The following is an 18,965-nucleotide window of genomic DNA, read 5'->3' as shown; positions in this document are numbered from 1 at the left end:
TGAACGTCTTATGCATTGGTTATTATCTGGGCCGTTAAGTATAGAAGCATTGACGGTTAACATTGCAGGTTTGCCTGCATCGTTACAAGGTAAGAAGCTGGTGCAGTTGTCAGATTTTCACTACGATGGTTTGCGGCTGTCGGAAGAGATGTTAGAAAAAGCGATCGCACTTACTAACAAAGCTGAACCAGATTTAATTTTATTAACTGGTGACTACGTAACTGACGATCCCACACCAATTCACCAACTGGTACTTCGACTCAAACATTTGCAAAGTCGCAGTGGTATCTATGCTATCCTTGGCAATCACGATATATATAAACACGCAAAAGCAGAAGTTACAGAAACCCTTACTAGCATTGGAATTCACGTCCTTTGGAACGAAATTGCCTATCCACTAGGAAAAGAATTACCACTCGTTGGACTGGCTGATTATTGGTCACGGGAGTTTCACCCCGCACCAGTTATGAACCAGCTAAATCCCGACACACCCTGCATCGTTTTATCCCATAACCCAGATACTGCGGAGATATTACAAGCATGGCGAGTCGATTTACAATTATCTGGTCATACTCACGGTGGTCAAATCTTGATTCCCGGAATTGGCCCTGCGGCGTTGTTTTACGAAAAGCTTGTAGAAAAAATACCTAGAAAAGTGCGGCGTCGAGTCCCATTTTTGGAAGAAAATGTTTCTGTAGTCAGACATTGGGAATGGGCACAGGGTTTGCATCGGCTAGGAAAAAATCAACTATATGTCAATCGTGGTTTGGGAACTTACCTCCCAGGACGCTTATTTTGCCGCCCAGAAGTTACTATAATCACGCTACAAGGTGAGTAGGTAATTACCAAATTTAACAAAAAAGAACGCAATTTCAGCAGGTATTCTGGCTAATGAGTGCCTGAAAACTTAGACATAACCTGCTACTCTCATCGCCAAAATTAAATCAGCAAAATTAAATCAATGAATTAATTGTATCTGAAGTAGATGACATAAATTATTGCATTTTATCAAGTTACATTTTGATTTTTGGTAAGCTGTAAGCGCTGGTATGAGGAGTATCGGTTAACTTATGCATTGGTTGTTTACGGGACATTTAAGAGTAGATAAAATAACGGTTAAGATTGCAGAACTTCCTGCATCTTTACAAGGTACAACATTAGTACAGTTGTCAGATTTTCATTACGATGGTTTGCGACTGTCGGAAGAGATGTTAGAAAAAGCGATCGCACTTACTAATGAAGCTGAACCAGATTTAATTCTATTAACTGGTGACTACGTAACTGACAATCCCACACCAATCCATCAATTGGTGCTTCGACTCAAACATCTGCAAAGTCGCTGTGGTATCTACGCCGTACTTGGGAACCACGATATCTATTACAGCCACTCCAAAGCAGAAGTTACACAAGCGTTAACCAGCATTGGGGTACATGTGCTTTGGAATGAAATCGCCTATCCACTAGGAAAAGAATTACCATTGATAGGACTAGCTGATTATTGGTCGCAGGAATTTTACCCTGCACCAGTAATGAATCAACTAGATTCGCTTACACCGCGCATCGTTTTATCTCATAACCCAGATACAGCCAAGATATTGCAACAATGGCGCGTAGATTTGCAACTATCTGGTCATACCCACGGTGGTCACATCGTCATTCCGGGCATTGGCCCTCTAGTACTCTATTACAAAAAGCTACTTAAACAAATTCCCAAAAAATTGCGGCGTTGGGTGACATTTTTATTAGGAGACTGCTCGAAAGTAGTTCGATATTGGGAGTGGGCGCAAGGGTTTCACAAGGTGGAAGAAAATCAACTATATGTCAATCGTGGTTTAGGAACTTATAAACCAGGACGTTTATTTTGTCCGCCTGAAGTGACTGTAATTACTTTAATTAGTCATTAGTCATTGGGCATTGGTCTAAATAAAGGATAAAGGACAAATGACAAATGACAGAAACCGCCTGAAGCTACGATGGATAAATCTCAATAGCTTGCGGCGGTTTCTTGAAGATTGAAGAATTCAGAAATGACTAACTCAAAATAAGGTGGACAGTATTCGCGATCGCTTTATTCAAAATTGCACATCCTTATATTCCAACTAGGCAGGCATTTTCTGGCTGTGCGTTCTAAAACCTCCAAAACAACTCATTGAACTTAAGGCAAAAACACATTCAACGGATGTCACAACCAAGGATAGCGATCGCAATAAGATTAGAGCAGGAGGCACAGGCTCTAACTTGAAACTTTTTGTTTAACTTTTAACCTGTTTGTACCTTGGTCTTAATCTAGCATTGTGTTTGTTTAGCTACAAGACACCTTTACTAAACTTGAATACCATTAATTTATCGCAACAATTCAGAAATATTGCTTAAAATTTGTCCCACTTGGTAATATTGGCATTCACGCCAACATTACCAAGTGGGCTGAAAGTTCAGAAGGCGTTATTGGCCAGAACCGCCTGCGGTAGAAGAATCGCTATTAGATGTACTGTTTGACTGGTCTACTCCTTGAGGTGTAGTACTTTTAGAGGTGTCACTTTTTGTACTAGGAGCAACAGTATTAGTAGAACTATCGTTCTGCGAAGCCGGAGTATTAGTAGTTGAACTCGTCGCCGGACTTTGTGTCGCTTTAGGGGCTGACTGGGTTACAGAAGGTGCTTTTTCTGCCGCAGGCTGCTGGGGTGGAATAGTAATGTTAATATCCGGTTGGCGAGGTGCAGACGGAGGTGTAACTTGCTGTTGGGGAACAGGAACAGCAACAGGTACAGGTACTTCCCTAGTTCTTTCTTCGATTATCGTCTTTTGTGGTTGAGGAGATGCACTGGGAGTTGGCTCGCTCTTACTTGGTACAGGAACCACGACCGGCACAGCATTGTTAACTGTTGCATTATTCTGCTGGTTGAAGTACCAAACCCCACCTATAACTAAACCAAGCAGGGAAGTAATGATAATACCCAACAGCAACCCACCACTAGCATTGTTTTCATCACGTTGGGCTAAATCTGCTTGCTGGTAGCTACGCTCAACATTTCGACCATGTACGTAACCGCTAGTGTAAGAGCTGGGATTAGTTGTATTATTCTTGACTGTTTCACTAGTTTGTGTCAAATGGGTTTGAGTATTGCCATTAATATCAGTGTAAGATTCTTGTCTAACTTCACTATTTTTGATTTCGCGTTCATTGGGAATAGACATAGCCGTTGATTTAACTCCTCAGATTAAGATATTGACGAACTAAAGCTTTGTGAAAACAAAAGGTTTTAATGAACTGAAAAATATATGTTGCTGATAAATATTGAGTTTTATTTGCTACTCAACTGTTGGTAATCTCAGAATAACCTCTGCCCTCAAACAAATGGCTCTATCTCCAGGGAGTTAATACTTAATCTTTAGAGAGTTAATACTTAATCAACAGAAAGAGTATCCCAAAGATGGATGTTATTTAACTGTCAGTTAATGGCTAGATCGAAAAATCCAGCAATTTGCTTCAATTCTCTAAGTAGCTAGACGTAAATCAATTAAAGTTTGTAGTAAGGACTTTAGTCCTATAATCCTTTCTTTGAGCGATGAATTGCTCACTACGAACTAGGATTTTACTTGATGTTTAATTATGTCTATCTACTTAAATTTTTAATTTGTTGTTAGATATCGCATCGCCAAAGCTTGATAGTCATATCTCGACTACCGCTAACCAAAGTTTTGCCATCAGGACTGAAAGCAACAGAGTTAACCCAATCTGAATGGTTATCCAAAGTGTAAAGTTCTTGTCCCGTGTTAACATCCCATATCTTCACAGTACGATCTGCACTACCGCTAACAAGATGCTGACCATCGGGACTAAAAGCGATCGCACAAATATAGCTGCGATGTCCGGCAAGAGTGTTAATTAGCTTACCTGTACTAATGTCCCATAGCTTGATAGTTTGGTCATAACTGCCACTAGCTAAAATTTGCCCATCAGGGTTAATAGCAACACACATCACCCAACCTGAATGTCCGTTGAGAGTTTGCAGCAGTTTGTTACTCTTCAAATTCCACAGCTTAATGGTATTATCCGCACCGCCACTGACAAAAATCTGTTGTTTTGGGCAAGTGGTAAGGGAATAAATGAAGGAAGAATGACCTTTGAGGACTTGCAGTAATTGTCCTATTTCTATATGGGAAACCTTTATAGTAGTGTCTGTACCGCCACTCAAGATAGTTTGACCATCTGGACTAAAGATTACAGAAAAAACTGGGGTTGAATGTACTTTCAGGGTCTTGAGTAATTTACCTGTAGATACTTGCCAAATGACTATGCTGCTATCATCACTGCCACTAACCAGAGTTTGGCTATCTGGGCTAAAGGCTAGGCATCTTACCCATTTGGTATGACTAGTGAGAGTATGTAGTAATTTCCCTGTGTCGAGATGCCAAATCTTGATAGTATTATCACTACTTCCACTAGCCAAAGTTTGTCCATCTGGACTGATTGCAGTTGTAAAAACCCAGTTTAGATGAGTTAGGGTGTGTACACATTTCCAGGGTGAAGGTTGAGACTGTGATTCAGGTGGTGGCGTTGGTGGCTTTGGCGGTTGCGATATCGGTTGGGGTGGTGGTGGCGGCGTTGGTGGCTTTGGCGATGCTTTTTTCTGTTTCAGTTCCAGTTCTCTGGCATTTTTAAAATCTGACTTGGCTCTATTTTCATATCCTAGTTTCGAGCAAGCAAGCCCTCGGTATTTGTAGGCTTCAAAATAGTTGGGGTTGAGACGAATCGCTTGGGTAAAGTTTTCAATTGCTTCAGTATATTTTCCTTTTTGAGCTTTCTCCATGCCCAATTTGTAGAAACTTTCAGCATTAGATGCAGTGAAATCAATTTTGGTAAAAGTGGAAGCAGATTGATTTGTCTGATTTGGCTGATAAGACTTTAATCTTGCATAAGCTTGATTGATTTCTTTGATTTTTTTTTCTGCTTCTAGCTTTTGCTGCGGTTCAATAAAACAATCTGGATGCCAAGTCTTAGCCATCTGGCGGTAAGCTTGCTTGACCTCATCAGCAGATGCACCTGGTTTCAACCCAAGAATATCGTAAACATGATTTATATCAAAGCGATCGCTCATACGATGAATACTAAGAAATCGGCAGCAATTCTTACTACACTTAGTATTCCCAAGTATAAGTATTATCTAACTCCATCTCTAGTGTCTTCAACTAGATTCACTCCTTATCTCCAACGCCGATTTAGCCGCAGTAAACTTTTTATCCTTTGACAAAATCTTTCTACTAGAGGTCTAGGTTTTGATGCATCATATCTGGGCGATCGCGATCTTTGCGTACTCCCCGGATTTCTTAACTCTTCTTCTATTTGTGCAGCTTTATTTAAATCTGAAGCGGCTCTATATTCGTATCCCAGTTGTGAGCAAACTAGTCCACGATATTTATACGCGTCAATATAATCAGGATTGAGACGAATTGCGTGGGTAAAATCTGCGATCGCATCCTCATATCTTCCTTGTGTAGCATTTTCTACTCCTAAAGTGTAAAAAGTTTCTGCATCCCAACGATTGACAGATATTTTTGGGGGATTTTTAGGCGAAGATGAAGATGGATTTTTAGGAATAGGAGGCTCAGATGGAATTTCGGATTTGAGCCTGTTGTAAGCTGCGTTGATTGATTTGATTTTTTCTTCAGCTTCCTGTTTTTGTCTTTGCTCGACAAAGCGATCGGGATGCCAAATTTTCACCAGTTTACGGTAAGTTCGCTTCACCTGTGCTTGAGAGGCACCGGGTTTTAGCCCAAGAATTTCATAAGCATCATTGATATCAAAGCGATCGCGCATACTGAAAAAATCGGCAATTAGATAAATCTATGTTAACTATTCCCCTAAATTCTCTCCAAACGCCCCATTCTGGTTATCACTGGGATGGCAGTAGCCGTCGCTTCTTTGAAGGCTGGTATTACCGCGTCACGTTGCCGGAAATTGGGCAAACATTCGCCTTTATGTACTCTATTGAAGATCCCATCGGCGGTAAACCTTACAGTGGCGGTGCAGCCCAAATCCTCGGCCCAGATGATGAGTACCTCTGCCGTACTTTTCCTGATGTCAATAAATTTTGGGGTAGTCGGGATGTTTTGGGTTTAGGTCATTGGGGTAAAAATAATTTGCAAGTTTCTCCCCTATATTTACTCCCAGCAGAGTTTGAGTATCACGTCCAAGAAGGATATCAAGCTACAGCCACCTTGAATCAGGGAATAATTCGCGATGCCGCCACCAATAATTATTGCCGTTGGCAGTATGAAATTCAACCAGTATACGGTTGGGGCAATCAAAATGGCATTCAGCAATCAACCGCAGGCTGGCTGTCATTCTTGCAGATTTTTGAACCTGGATGGCAAATTTTGATGGCTCACGGTTTAGCCAGTGGAAAGATTGACTGGAATGGCAAAATCTACGAATTCACTAACGCCCCAGCCTACGGCGAGAAAAATTGGGGTGGTGCTTTTCCTCAGAAATGGTTTTGGATAAACTGTAATTGCTTCGAGGGCGAACCCGACTTAGCATTAACTGCTGGTGGTGGACGGCGGGGTGTGCTGTGGTGGATGGAATCTGTAGCGATGATTGGACTGCACTATCAAGGTAAGTTTTATGAATTTGTTCCCTGGAATTCCCAAGTTGAGTGGGAAATTCAGCCTTGGGGTAGATGGCAAATGAAAGCTAGTAACTCTAATTATGAAATTGAATTAACAGGAACCACAGATTTATCTGGTACACCTCTACGTGCGCCGACAGTAGAAGGTTTAAGATACTGTTGCCGAGATACTATGCAAGGAAAACTGAATTTAGAGTTACGAGAACTAAATGGCAGAAAATCTAAAGTAATTTTAAAAGCAAAAAGTTTTCTTTGTGGTTTAGAAGTAGGCGGTGGCTCTTGGGATAATTTTTGGCAGTCTACCTAAAACTACTGCTATAATTATATATGCTTCGCAGTTGGGGTTGTAGCTCAGTTGGATAGAGCGGACGCCTCCTAAGCGTCAGGTCGTGCGTTCAAGTCGCACCAGTCCCGTTATCTTTAGACAATTCATATATACAGCAATTAATATGGTAAGAGCATTGCTGTACCTATAAAAGTGGTATGCCAGTTCTCACAAGTCGGGATATCCGCCCATGCGATTGGCTCCAGTATTCCGTGCAATTGAGAACAACTATATAAAGTGGTTAAAACCCTTTGATGAATCGTCCGATATCGGTTAGGATAATCCATCAATTAGAGGAAAAACTCCAGGCACGCTTAATCGCGCTGTTACACAAAAACTAACCAAATTTATATTTGGGCAGTATTTGGGCAGATTCTTGGGAAGTTTGCTACTCTACTATCAATTGTTTTTTCTTATAGCCAGAGAAAATTGTGTACCAAGTAAATTAAGTTATTGAGCCTTGAATAAGCTACTCTTTACAAATAAATCTTTTCGTTTTATGGCTTTTGTCCTACCAATATTTATGTGGTTAGGATACAAAGAAGTACAAAACCAATTTGTGCAGCCGCAAGCAGTCCTAGTCTTAGGTGGTTCAACGAGACATTTAGAGCGAGAAAAGTTTACAGCCAAATTCGTTCGCGAGCATCCAAATATACCGATTTGGATTACAGGCGGCAGTCCACGTACATTCACCCAAAGAGTGTTTACCAAAGCTGGTGTCGATCCTCAACGTTTACACTTGGATTATGAAGCAGTAGATACAGTTACTAATTTTACTACTTTGGTAGATGATTTGCAAGCTCGCGGCATTAAGAGCGTTTATTTGATTACTTCAGATTTTCACATGCGTCGGGCTTGTGTCATTGGCGAAATTATTTTGGGTAGTCGGGGTATTTATTTAAAACCAGTGCCAGTTCCTTCCGAAAAACCCCCTGAATCTATCGAAAAATCTATTCGTGATGGAGCTAGAGCGATAATTTGGTTAGCAACTGGTTACACTGGTGTGGATGCCGCTAAAAATAAACGGTAAATCAAACTGATTTTGGATTTTTAATCGGTCAAAATCCAAATGACTAATGACAACCATCACTAGTCACTTATATGGTTAGGGAAAAAACGCCCCAAATTTCCCCACAATTTGATACCCTAGCTTAAACAGATTTGAGTAAAGTTAAAGCGTGGAAATTCAACTTGGGCGGGGAAAAACAGCTCGCAGAGCTTACGGAATAGATGAAATTGCTCTAGCCCCTGGTAATAGAACGCTAGACCCCAGTTTGGCAGATACTAAGTGGCGTATTGGCAATATTGAGCGAGAAATCCCGATTATTGCTAGTGCTATGGATGGCGTAGTAGATGTTCGTATGGCTGTACGTTTGTCACAGTTAGGAGCATTAGGTGTCCTCAACTTAGAGGGTATTCAAACTCGTTATGCCGACCCAGAGCCAATATTAGATCGGATTACCTCTGTGGGAAAAGATGAATTTGTTGCCCTCATGCAAGAACTCTATGCCGAACCAATAAAGCCTGAATTAATTGAACAACGTATTCAGGAAATTAAACAACAAGGCGGCATTGCAGCGGTGAGTGCGACTCCAGCCGGTGCAAGTAAATACGGTGAGGCAGTGGCAAAAGCTGGGGCAGATTTATTTTTTGTCCAGGCTACGGTAGTTTCTACTGCACATCTGTCACCAGAGTCTTTAGTACCACTCGATTTAGCAGAATTTTGCCGTTCCATGCCCATCCCTGTGGTGTTGGGGAATTGCGTGACTTACGAAGTTACGTTGAATTTGTTGAAAGCTGGGGCGGCTGGGGTACTGGTGGGAATTGGGCCGGGTGCTGCTTGTACTTCTCGTGGAGTGTTGGGTGTGGGTGTGCCACAGGCGACTGCGATCGCAGATTGTGCCGCAGCACGAGATGATTACTATAACGAAACTGGCAACTATATCCCCATTATTGCTGATGGCGGTTTAATCACTGGTGGCGACATTTGCAAATGTATCGCCTGTGGCGCTGATGGTGTGATGATTGGCTCCCCCTTTGCCAGAGCCGCAGAAGCCCCAGGACGAGGTTATCATTGGGGTATGGCGACTCCTAGCCCAGTTTTGCCCCGTGGCACCCGCATTCGCGTTGCCACCACTGGTAGCCTAGAGCAAATACTGATTGGCCCAGCAGGATTAGATGATGGTACTCACAATCTTTTAGGAGCCTTAAAGACCAGCATGGGTACTTTGGGAGCGAAAAATATTAAAGAAATGCAGCAGGTGGAAGTTGTGATTGCACCTTCTTTATTAACCGAAGGCAAAGTTTACCAAAAAGCTCAACAATTAGGTATGGGTAAGTGAAGGGAGTAGGGTACAGGTTAGAGGTTACAGGCTACAGATTATTTCCTATCACCTGTCACCTCTTCCCTAATCCCTAATCCTTCAATAAATTTTTCTGGCCCCTAAAACAATTGCTGGAAAAATCCGATATGTCGCTTACAATAGAGATAGCGGAGACGCATGTTTCCGTTCACTCCTCACACCACACTCCGCCCGGACTACTGTTCGGGCGGTTCCTTATGTTTGTAAATAAAATAAGAGAGCTTCTTTGCAAATGTACATCCTCGCACTCCCAAGCTGAGGTTTTTGCTATGGTAGAATTTTCACCAAGCTCAGATATTATTGGCGAAGGTTTTAGGCATGTCAACAGCCGCACAAGTTACCGATTCTAGTTTCAAGCAAGAAGTACTCGACAGCGATGTACCAGTTTTAGTTGACTTTTGGGCACCCTGGTGCGGACCATGCCGTATGGTAGCTCCTGTTGTCGATGAAATCTCCGAACAGTACAAAGGTCAAATAAAGGTCGTAAAAGTCAACACAGATGAAAATCCGAATGTTGCTAGTCAGTACGGCATCCGCAGCATTCCCACATTAATGATTTTTAAGGGTGGGCAAAAAGTGGATATGGTGGTCGGCGCTGTGCCTAAAACTACATTAGCTTCCACTCTCGAAAAGCATCTTTGAAACTCAATCGGTAATAAAATCCTCTTGAGTTATCCATTTTGTTCTAACTTTAAGTTAATTTTCATAAACAAGTTTGAGAGCCGCGAATTTCTCGTTTCTCAAACTTGTTTACATTTGTATACAGTTTCTGAATATTTTAGTGTGAGTTCTACAAGCCCTTTTTTCACCTCTCCACCAACCCCTGTCCGTGTTGGAGAGGGGAGCCAAAACCCTAATTTCTCGTTGCTCCTCCCTTGACCCGTGGGAGAGGGAGGTTGTTCGGGAGAAGTTCATCGAACTCACGTTATTTTAGGAGTTTTCTACCTCAAAAACAACTCCCTAATTCCTGTACTACCAATTTCCACTGCTAGCGCCGCCAACAGAAAACCCAAAAGTTGAGTCACAATTACTCCACCTTCTGCACCAATCCACTGGTCAATCAGATTTGCTAAACGCAAAATCAACCAAGTGCTAAACATTGCCCCTACGATACCCACCGCCACAGCAATATGCGGACTCTGTGATTTCGACATCAGCAACATCACCGTCGTCAAAGTTCCCGGCCCCGCTAACAATGGTAAAGCTAGTGGAGTAATTGCGACATCGCGTCCTTCCTCAATAATTGGCTGATCTAATTCTCCGCGCAGCATTTGTAAAGCAATTAACAGCAACAATATTCCTCCTGCTACTCGCAAAGAACCGATACTAATTTCCAAGTAATTTAAAATTATTTGTCCTGCAAAGGCAAATAGCAAAAGAACTGCGATCGCAATGATAATTGCTTTATCTATAACTTTGTTTCTTTGGTCTGGCATCATGCCCTTAGTCAAAACTAAAACAATCGGTATATTGCCCACAGCATCCGCCAAGACAAACACAGCGATAAATGTTTGAATGAGAATAGAAATATCCACAGTAGACAGTTTTTATCAAGGTTTGATCGCAATCTAATCTTTATCTTGCTCAGTTTGCTAGAACCCAGAGGAAGATTAAGATCGACAATAAAACAAGTCTGTTAAAGAAAATCTTGGCTGATGGATTTCTAATTAAGTTCCACAGATTTGGAAGTAGCGATATATTTTGATAATCTATCTTCCATAAATCAACTATTCATTGTTGAATCTATGAAGTCTTATTTAGCCGCCGCTATTCAATTGACCAGTGTGTCCGATTTACACAAAAATTTGGCGCAGGCAGAAGAATTAATAGAGCTTGCCGTGCGTCAAGGTGCTGAATTGGTAGGTTTGCCAGAAAACTTTTCTTATATGGGAGAAGAAAAAGATAAACTCGCACAAGGTGATGCGATCGCTCTTGAAAGTGAAAAATTTCTCAAAAAAATGGCTCAACGCTTTCAAATTACCATCTTGGGCGGCAGCTTTCCACTTCCTGTAGATAATACAGGCAAAGTTTATAACACTACTCTACTCATCGACCCCAGCGGTCAAGAGCTTGCGCGCTACTACAAAGTCCACCTATTTGATGTTAATGTCCCTGACGGCAACACCTACCGCGAATCCAGCACGGTTGTGGCTGGTACGCAATTACCCCCCGTCCATTTCTCAGAAAAGCTCGGTAATTTAGGGCTTTCTATTTGTTATGATGTCCGATTTCCAGAACTGTATCGCCATCTGGCAGATAAGGGAGCCGATATTATCTTTATTCCCGCAGCCTTTACCGCCTTTACAGGTAAAGACCATTGGCAAGTACTACTACAAGCCAGAGCCATCGAAAATACTGCCTACGTCATTGCTCCCGCCCAAACGGGGAATAACTACGCCCGTCGTCTAACCCACGGTCACGCGGTGATTATCGACCCTTGGGGTGTCATTTTAGCCGATGCTGGAGAAAAACCGGGAATTGCGATCGCAGAAATCAAGCCCACAAGGCTAGAACAAGTCCGGCGTCAAATGCCATCTTTACAGCATCGCGTGTTCTAGGGAGTAGAGAGCAGGGGAGGCAGGGGGAGCAGGGGAAGAAGCAAGGGAACTCTTAGCTGGGAGCAGGGAGTGAGGGAGTTAGGGGACAAGGAGATAAACAAAACTCCTAACTCTTAACTCTTAACTCCTAACTCAGCACTGGCTAAACGCCCCGCTATCGCTAACAGCACTCCTAACGCCCATTCCCAACCCTGATAAATAAAACAAAAAACCGGGTAAACACCCGGTTTCTGACAACATTAAAATCCTCAGTTTTTTAGCAGCATAGTTTTCCTATGCTGCTATTTATTTGCTGTCAAAATTAAACTTTAGCAGCTGACTTGGTAACAACGTTAAGTTCACCTTTAGCATACTTAGCAGCAAAATCTTCTAAAGAAATTTGCTTAATCTTGCTTGCATTGCCGGCTGTACCAAATTGTTGATAGCGTTCAGCACAAACCTTCTGCATGTATGTAATAGAAGGCTTGAGGAAGTGACGGGGGTCAAACTCCTCTGGTTTTTTAGCCAAAGCTTCACGTACAGCAGCAGTAATAGCCAAACGGTTGTCGGTGTCGATGTTTACTTTACGTACACCACTCTTGATGCCTTTTTGGATTTCTTCTACAGGTACACCGTAGGTTTCAGGAATTGCACCACCATACTCGTTAATCAATGCAAGCAAATCTTCAGGTACAGAAGAAGAACCGTGCATTACCAAGTGGGTGTTAGGCAGACGGCGGTGAATTTCTTCAATGCGGCTGATAGCCAAAATTTCACCAGTCGGCTTGCGAGTAAACTTGTAAGCACCGTGGCTTGTGCCAATGGCAACAGCCAAAGCATCTACTTGAGTTGCTTCTACGAAGTCAACAGCTTCATCGGGGTCGGTTAGCAATTGGGAGTGGTCGAGTGTACCTTCAAACCCGTGACCATCTTCAGCTTCACCAGCACCAGTTTCTAGAGAACCCAAACAACCAAGTTCACCTTCAACGCTGACACCTAAAGCATGAGCTACATTTACAACTTCGCGGGTAACACTAACGTTGTACTCGAAGCTAGCAGGAGTTTTCGCATCAGCTTCTAAAGAACCATCCATCATCACACTAGTGAAGTTGTTCTTAATCGCTGAGTAGCAGGTAGCAGGCGCATTACCATGATCTTGGTGCATGACAATGGGAATGTGAGGATAGGTTTCTACCGCAGCCAAAATCAGGTGGCGGAGGAAGTTTTCTCCTGCATAATTACGAGCGCCGCGTGAAGCTTGTAAAATTACGGGGCTATCTGTCTCGACAGCAGCCTTCAGGATCGCCTGAATCTGCTCCAAATTGTTAACGTTGAAAGCTGGGATGCCGTAACCGTTTTCAGCTGCGTGATCCAACAGCAGCCGCAGTGGTACAAGCGCCATAGATAGTCCTCCTAATGTGGTTGTCAGCTAGTCGGTCTGAGAGAAGCGTAATCATTACGCTAAATCTTAAGAGTTTTTTCAACTTACTTATAGGAAATTATAACTAGTGTGGTGTATCTATGTTGAAAAAGTTTACGCCATAGTTATTATCAATATGTTCTATACTTGCTTTCTACTGCTGTACTATGTCCTATAGTTGCTCTGTATTGCTGTACATTTAGCTACCCTAGAATTAGTGGCTCTGGTAGCTTATTATCCCAAATGCTTCTTTGTCCAATTATTAAGGCTTCTTTACATCGTTTAATAAACTTTTATATGGGTCGCCCGGGATTCGAACCCGGAACTAATCGGTTAAAAGCCGAGTACTCTACCGTTGAGTTAGCGACCCTTTCTTTGCATTTCGCAACTTTCCCATCATAGCATAGACATCTATAGATTTGTAAATAGGTTTAGAAAAAATTTGCCGTAAACCTTACAGATGCCGTATAGTTGCTTCCTGGTTCTAATACAGTCAGGTTTTCACCAGTGTTCAGGGAGTTACGGGGAGCGCTCCACGGTTCAAGGCAGTAGAAATCTTTGCCTTTGAGCGTCCAAAACACCAAAATCGGATATTTATTCCCGTAATCCAGAGTTAGTTTTAACTTGCGGTTGTTGTCTATGACTGCGGCTGATTGACTGGTTAGCTGCTTAAAGGCAACGTCAATTTCATCGCGGTTAAAGTCAAAATTACCATCAAAGGGGTGAATTTCCTTGCTTATCTGGTCTTGATACTGTTGGGAAGGAATTTCAAACTTTAGGGCAGCTTTATCATTTGTCAGAAAATAAGGATGGAAACCTGTAGAAAAGGGCAGTGATGTGGATGAAAGATTTTTATACTGTTGCCGAATTTCTAAGGTATTACCTTGGAGTTCGTAAGTGAACTGCACTTGAAAGTCAAAAGGATAAACAGCCCGTGTTTTCTCGTTGCTGTTGAGGACGAGGGTGAGGCTAGCTTTATCTTCAGTTACTTGGTCAGTTACTTCCCACGGCAAGTCACGCGCAAAGCCGTGTTGTTTCAAAGTATATTGCTGACCATTATGAGTATAAGTATTATCAGGTATATTGCCGCAGATGGGGAACAAAATAGGATTCCCACCTCTGACACTCAAATCAGGATTAGCAAAGCGTTCAGTATCTAAATAGAAAATTTCTTGCCCCTGTATACGCCAGCGAGTGATGATACCACCACGTTCTGGAACAACTTCCAGTTGAGAACCACCATTTTCATCTGAAAGGATGTAGGTTTTGTATTGTTGCTGTTGAAGTGCAATGGTAAACACAAATTTAGTCCTAATTGGGGATTGGGGATTGGGAATTGGGCATTGGGGATTGGGCATTGGTTATTCTCTTTGTCACCCTTACCTCCATGCCCCATGCCCTATTCCCTAAAATTTATTCGTCTTCTGCAAACACGAAACGATATAACTCGCTGGGGTCTGGTTCGGGGCTGCTTTCGGCGAACTTAACGGCTTCGTCGATTACATCCTGAATTTTACGATCGATTGCTTTAATTTCTCCCTCATCCGCTAGGTTTTGCTCTAGCAAATAAGCTGCCAACTTCTTAATTGGGTCGCGGGCGAACCAAAATTCTTTCTCCGCTTTGCTTCGCATTTCATCTGGGTCTGCCAAGGAGTGACCCCGGAAGCGGTAGGTAAGCGCCTCAATTAATGTTGGGCCTTCACCTGCACGGGCACGGGCTACAGCTTCTTGAGCAACGGCTCGAACTGCTAGTACATCCATCCCATCTACTTCTACGCCCACCATGTTAAATACGCTGGCTTTTTTATAAATCTCTGGCTGGGAAGTAGCGCGTTCGTGAGACATCCCAATGGCCCACTTATTATTTTCGACTACGAAAATAATTGGCAGTTTCCATAGGGCTGCCATATTTAGTGTCTCGAAAAACTGACCGTTATTAGCTGCACCGTCGCCAAAAAAGCAAGCTGTCACTTGGTCAGCGTTTTTATCTCCCAGCACTTCGCGGCGGTATTTGGTTTGAAAAGCCGCCCCAGCTGCTACAGGAATTCCCTCAGCCACAAAAGCATAGCCACCCAACAAGCGATGTTGAGCAGAAAACATGTGCATGGAACCACCGCGCCCTTTGCTGCAACCTGTGGCTTTACCAAATAATTCTGCCATTACCTCTTTTGCTGGTACGCCTGCACTGAGAGCATGAACGTGGTCGCGGTAAGTACTACAAACGTAATCTTCACCCGGTCGCATTGACTGCACAACACCACTGCAAACAGCTTCTTGACCGTTGTACAAATGGACAAAACCAAACATTTTACCTCTGTAGTACATTTCAGCGCACTTGTCTTCAAACAAGCGCCCTAACACCATATCCTCATACAACCGTAACCCTTCTTCTTTTGTAATTTGCGTAGTAGCAGCATTAAAAGTGGGTAAAGTACGCTCTTGAACCATTATTTTTGAGTATCCCTGTTGTACAACTTAAAGTTACGGTCTTAAATAAGTTGGTCTGATAACACCTCAGCTTTTAACAGGCTAGCGTTTGTAAGACTCAACAATCAAACTTTATTTATGCACCAAAAAAGGGTCTTAGGGAATAGCTGAATTTTTAATTTTTGATTTTTAACTTTTCAGCTGATGCCCCGTGAGGATTTGACTCTAAGGGCAATATCTAGCGCTTTCGGTTTTCTCCCTCACCAAAACAGTGCTGAGTAGCGTTAGCGGATAGCTAAGGTTTAGCCCGTGCTGAGTAAAAAGTAAAATTAGACCGATTAGGCATCAAATCAGTTACGAGTAGTGAGTACTTAGCAAAAGATTCACAAGTACTACGTCTTACTCATTACTTCTTACTCAAAACTCAGCACTCCTGAATATTCCCCTTCACAGACTAGCAATCAAGATAGACTGCTTTCTGCATATCCATTAACAATTTAAAAAAAAGCAGGCAAAAATCTATAATACCGAAATAGGTAATTGTAATGAAGGGTAAATTATGATATGATTTTTGTCTCCTGTTATCAGGGTAAAACCCTCAATAGTGGTATTTTTGTTACTGCCTAGTAGGAAAGTACCAAAAAAATCAATCATCATATAGATTCTTCCAGCCACAACAATTATGCCGCGATTAAAAACGGTAGTTGTGGTTTGTGGTATCGAAGGCTGATAATAGTTGTGTTAAACAAAAATACTAAGAATTAAAACAAACAATTGAGGCTTTCTAGGCGAAAGCAAAAAATTAGTACTAAAATGTGACTCAAAATTTCGGGAAGGTACAAAACAAGTTGTTGCAATATACACTTGTAGAGTAAATTCTATACGGCATTTTTATGGCACGGTTTTACGGCCTGGAACGCTCTAGGTAAATTATGTTGATCGCGGTGCAGGGGAAGTAGGCTGTGCGAATTCCGCTAGATTACTACCGAATTTTAGGACTACCGTTGGCGGCAAGTGATGAACAATTGCGGCAGGCATATAGCGATCGCATTGTACAATTGCCGCGACGCGAGTATTCTCAGGCAGCAATTTCTTCTCGTAAACAACTCATAGAAGAAGCTTACGTGGTTTTATCAGATCCAAAACAACGCAGTACCTACGATCATCTCTATCTTGCTCACGCCTACGATCCTGATAACCTTGCTGCTGCCACGGTAGCACTGGAAAATCCTCCAGAAAGCACCAAAAGGGGTAGTGACACTCAGAGTTTGGGTATCGAAATTACTCAAGACGAATTAGTAGGTGCTTTATTAATTTTGCAAGAGTTAGGGGAATACGAACTTGTATTAAAACTAGGTCGTCCGTATCTGGTAAATAAAAATAATGCTACAAGTGCAAGAAAGGGTAATAATTTAGCAGAGGAAGAAATACACGAAAGTGCTGAATACCCAGATGTTGTTTTGACTGTTGCCCTTGCTTGTCTAGAATTAGGTCGCGAACAGTGGCAACAAGGTCACTATGAAAATGCCGCCATATCCCTAGAAACTGGTCAAGAACTGTTAGTACGCGAAGGGTTGTTCGCCAGTGTCCAGGCGGAAATTCAGGCGGATCTTTACAAATTGCGGCCATATCGAATTTTAGAATTGCTGGCACTACCTCAAGAAAAGACCGCCGAACGAAGCCAAGGTTTGGAATTATTGCAAAATCTCTTAGAAGATCGTGGCGGGATTGATGGCACAAACAATGATGATTCTGGTTTAAACATAGATGACTTCCTGCGTTTTATCCAGCAGCTACGTAACCACTTAACAGTCGCCGAACAGCACAAGTTATTTGAAGCCCAAAGCAAACGTCCTTCTGCTGTTGCCACTTACTTAGCTGTTTATGCCTTGATAGCGCGGGGATTTGCTCAACGGCAACCTGCTTTAATTCGTCAAGCAAGGCAAATGCTTATGCGTCTGGCCAAACGCCAAGACGTACATTTAGAACAGTCGTTATGTGCTTTACTTTTGGGACAAACTGAAGAAGCAACTCGGGTTTTAGAACTTAGTCAGGAGTACGAAGCTTTAGCTTTTATTAGAGAAAAATCTCAAGACTCTCCAGATTTGTTACCAGGGCTGTGTCTATATGCAGAACAATGGTTACAACACGAAGTATTTCCCCATTTTCGAGATTTAGCAAACCAGCAAGCTTTTCTAAAAGATTACTTTGCTAACCAACAGGTACAAGCTTATTTAGAAGCGCTGCCAACGGATGCAGAAACAACTAATGAGTGGGCTGTAATTAACCCCCAAAATTTTCCTCAGCCGCAGACAAATAATTCGCCTTTTCCTAAGAATTCAACTAAAACTCCAACGCAATTTAACCACAGCAGAACACCTGACTTAAATTTGCCAGACACATCAGAATATTCAAACTTCTCACCACCTACGTGGAATTTATCTGGAAGTGTAAAATCAGAGGTTCCTGCTGCTGAACGAACGAGCAGAGGCACAAAGGAGTATTTGAACGGTTCAGCTAAAAATGCTACACCTGCTCATAACCAAAAGCGTCGGCAAAGAAGAAAATCTACTCCATCTGCTATCCGGGAGCGTGTACCGGACAATCGCCCCCATTCTCGTCGTCCTCGGCGGCGGCGAACTTTTGCTAACACCATTGAAGGAAAAACACGGCTGGTATGGAGAGTGTTTATTTCTTTAGTGAGTATTTTAGTTTTTTGGGTGTTAGCCACAACAACTTTTGGATGGTTAAAAAATCTGTTTTTTCCGACACGACCTGCACCTGTTTCACAGTTGTTTGTACAAATAAATCAACCACCAATATCTATTCCTCCTCCAAATAGTCCACCACAAGGACTAGATGGCCCTTTAACAGATACTGCGGCAGAGGAAATCATTCGTACTTGGCTATCTACTAAAGCCGAAGCTTTAGGGCCGAATCATGAGATTAATAATTTAGAGCAGATTTTAACTGGTTCAGCTTTGTCTCAATGGCGGCTGATTGCTCAACAGGCTAGGTCAGACAACCGCTACCGCAAGTACGACCATAGCGTAAAGGTGGAATCTGTAGAGAAAATTGATTTATTCGCAGATCGTGCCGCAGTGGTAGCTACGGTGAAGGAAGCGACGCAGTTATATGAAAATGGTCAGTATAAAAATTCTTCTGACGATAAATTGCGAGTTCGGTATGATTTGATTCGACAACGAGGTAAATGGCGTATTCAGAGTACATCTGTTGTGAATCAGATAATTAGATAAGTTTGAA

The 18,965-nt window shown here is 42.3% G+C and carries 15 protein-coding genes and 2 tRNA genes; 9 read left to right on the top strand and 8 right to left on the bottom strand.

Going from position 1 to position 18,965, the window contains the following annotated elements; translation table 11 throughout:
• The first annotated feature begins 10 nt into the window (after positions 1 to 10).
• Positions 11 to 838 (top strand): metallophosphoesterase, encoded by an 828-nt coding sequence (locus tag NSTC731_RS21790; protein ID WP_445626765.1) that lies wholly within the window; start codon positions 11 to 13, stop codon positions 836 to 838.
• 232 nt (positions 839 to 1,070) lie between these two features.
• Entirely contained in the window at positions 1,071 to 1,904 is an 834-nt protein-coding gene (locus tag NSTC731_RS21785; RefSeq protein ID WP_445626764.1) for a metallophosphoesterase, read from the top strand.
• Positions 1,905 to 2,442: 538 nt separating this feature from the next.
• Here NSTC731_RS21785 and NSTC731_RS21780 read toward each other — a convergent pair.
• The 3 genes from NSTC731_RS21780 to NSTC731_RS21770 all read right to left on the bottom strand — a co-directional run bounded on the left by NSTC731_RS21780 (position 2,443) and on the right by NSTC731_RS21770 (position 5,818).
• Positions 2,443 to 3,195 carry a hypothetical protein gene (locus NSTC731_RS21780; protein ID WP_445626763.1) on the bottom strand — a complete coding sequence of 251 codons (753 nt, stop codon included), beginning with the start codon at positions 3,193 to 3,195 and terminating at the stop codon, positions 2,443 to 2,445.
• Between the two features lie 446 nt (positions 3,196 to 3,641).
• Entirely contained in the window at positions 3,642 to 5,099 is a 1,458-nt protein-coding gene (locus NSTC731_RS21775; protein WP_445626762.1) for a WD40 domain-containing protein, read from the bottom strand.
• A 104-nt stretch (positions 5,100 to 5,203) separates the two neighbouring features.
• Positions 5,204 to 5,818 carry a DnaJ domain-containing protein gene (locus NSTC731_RS21770; protein WP_445626761.1) on the bottom strand — a complete coding sequence of 205 codons (615 nt, stop codon included), beginning with the start codon at positions 5,816 to 5,818 and terminating at the stop codon, positions 5,204 to 5,206.
• A 29-nt stretch (positions 5,819 to 5,847) separates the two neighbouring features.
• Between NSTC731_RS21770 and NSTC731_RS21765 the strand changes: the two genes are divergently transcribed.
• The 5 genes from NSTC731_RS21765 to trxA all read left to right on the top strand — a co-directional run bounded on the left by NSTC731_RS21765 (position 5,848) and on the right by trxA (position 9,959).
• Complete coding sequence (locus tag NSTC731_RS21765) at positions 5,848 to 6,936, top strand: tocopherol cyclase family protein (RefSeq protein ID WP_445626760.1); 1,089 nt, start codon at positions 5,848 to 5,850, stop codon at positions 6,934 to 6,936.
• 33 nt (positions 6,937 to 6,969) lie between these two features.
• A tRNA-Arg gene (locus NSTC731_RS21760) sits at positions 6,970 to 7,043 on the top strand.
• A 410-nt stretch (positions 7,044 to 7,453) separates the two neighbouring features.
• Positions 7,454 to 7,984 (top strand): YdcF family protein, encoded by a 531-nt coding sequence (locus tag NSTC731_RS21755; protein WP_445626759.1) that lies wholly within the window; start codon positions 7,454 to 7,456, stop codon positions 7,982 to 7,984.
• A gap of 148 nt (positions 7,985 to 8,132) precedes the next feature.
• A complete protein-coding gene (locus tag NSTC731_RS21750; RefSeq protein ID WP_322670253.1) occupies positions 8,133 to 9,296 on the top strand; it encodes a GuaB3 family IMP dehydrogenase-related protein in 1,164 nt (387 codons plus the stop codon).
• 339 nt (positions 9,297 to 9,635) lie between these two features.
• Positions 9,636 to 9,959 (top strand): thioredoxin, encoded by a 324-nt coding sequence (gene trxA, locus NSTC731_RS21745; protein ID WP_104909616.1) that lies wholly within the window; start codon positions 9,636 to 9,638, stop codon positions 9,957 to 9,959.
• Positions 9,960 to 10,258: 299 nt separating this feature from the next.
• On the opposite strand, the gene NSTC731_RS21740 is transcribed toward trxA, so the two are convergent.
• The gene (locus NSTC731_RS21740; RefSeq protein ID WP_445626758.1) at positions 10,259 to 10,852 is read right to left on the bottom strand and encodes a MarC family protein; all 594 of its coding nucleotides are present in this window, start codon (positions 10,850 to 10,852) and stop codon (positions 10,259 to 10,261) included.
• Positions 10,853 to 11,062: 210 nt separating this feature from the next.
• Between NSTC731_RS21740 and NSTC731_RS21735 the strand changes: the two genes are divergently transcribed.
• Entirely contained in the window at positions 11,063 to 11,875 is an 813-nt protein-coding gene (locus NSTC731_RS21735) for a carbon-nitrogen hydrolase family protein (RefSeq protein ID WP_445626757.1), read from the top strand.
• Positions 11,876 to 12,176: 301 nt separating this feature from the next.
• Here NSTC731_RS21735 and fba read toward each other — a convergent pair whose 3' ends face one another.
• The 4 genes from fba to pdhA all read right to left on the bottom strand — a co-directional run bounded on the left by fba (position 12,177) and on the right by pdhA (position 15,722).
• Positions 12,177 to 13,256 (bottom strand): class II fructose-bisphosphate aldolase, encoded by a 1,080-nt coding sequence (gene fba / locus NSTC731_RS21730; RefSeq protein ID WP_445626756.1) that lies wholly within the window; start codon positions 13,254 to 13,256, stop codon positions 12,177 to 12,179.
• Positions 13,257 to 13,572: 316 nt separating this feature from the next.
• Positions 13,573 to 13,644: transfer RNA gene (locus tag NSTC731_RS21725), tRNA-Lys, on the bottom strand.
• 61 nt (positions 13,645 to 13,705) lie between these two features.
• Positions 13,706 to 14,575: an aldose epimerase family protein gene (locus NSTC731_RS21720; protein WP_445632141.1), complete on the bottom strand. Its 870-nt coding sequence runs from the start codon at positions 14,573 to 14,575 to the stop codon at positions 13,706 to 13,708.
• Between the two features lie 112 nt (positions 14,576 to 14,687).
• A complete protein-coding gene (gene pdhA, locus NSTC731_RS21715) occupies positions 14,688 to 15,722 on the bottom strand; it encodes a pyruvate dehydrogenase (acetyl-transferring) E1 component subunit alpha (protein WP_445626755.1) in 1,035 nt (344 codons plus the stop codon).
• A 941-nt stretch (positions 15,723 to 16,663) separates the two neighbouring features.
• Between pdhA and NSTC731_RS21710 the strand changes: the two genes are divergently transcribed.
• Positions 16,664 to 18,958, top strand: a complete 2,295-nt coding sequence (locus NSTC731_RS21710; protein ID WP_445626754.1) for an IMS domain-containing protein — start codon at positions 16,664 to 16,666, stop codon at positions 18,956 to 18,958.
• The last annotated feature ends 7 nt before the right edge of the window (positions 18,959 to 18,965 follow it).

It is taken from the genome of Nostoc sp. DSM 114167, from assembly GCF_052692655.1.
Note: the sequence above shows the minus strand (reverse complement) of the source record. Positions and strands in the feature narration are given on the sequence as shown.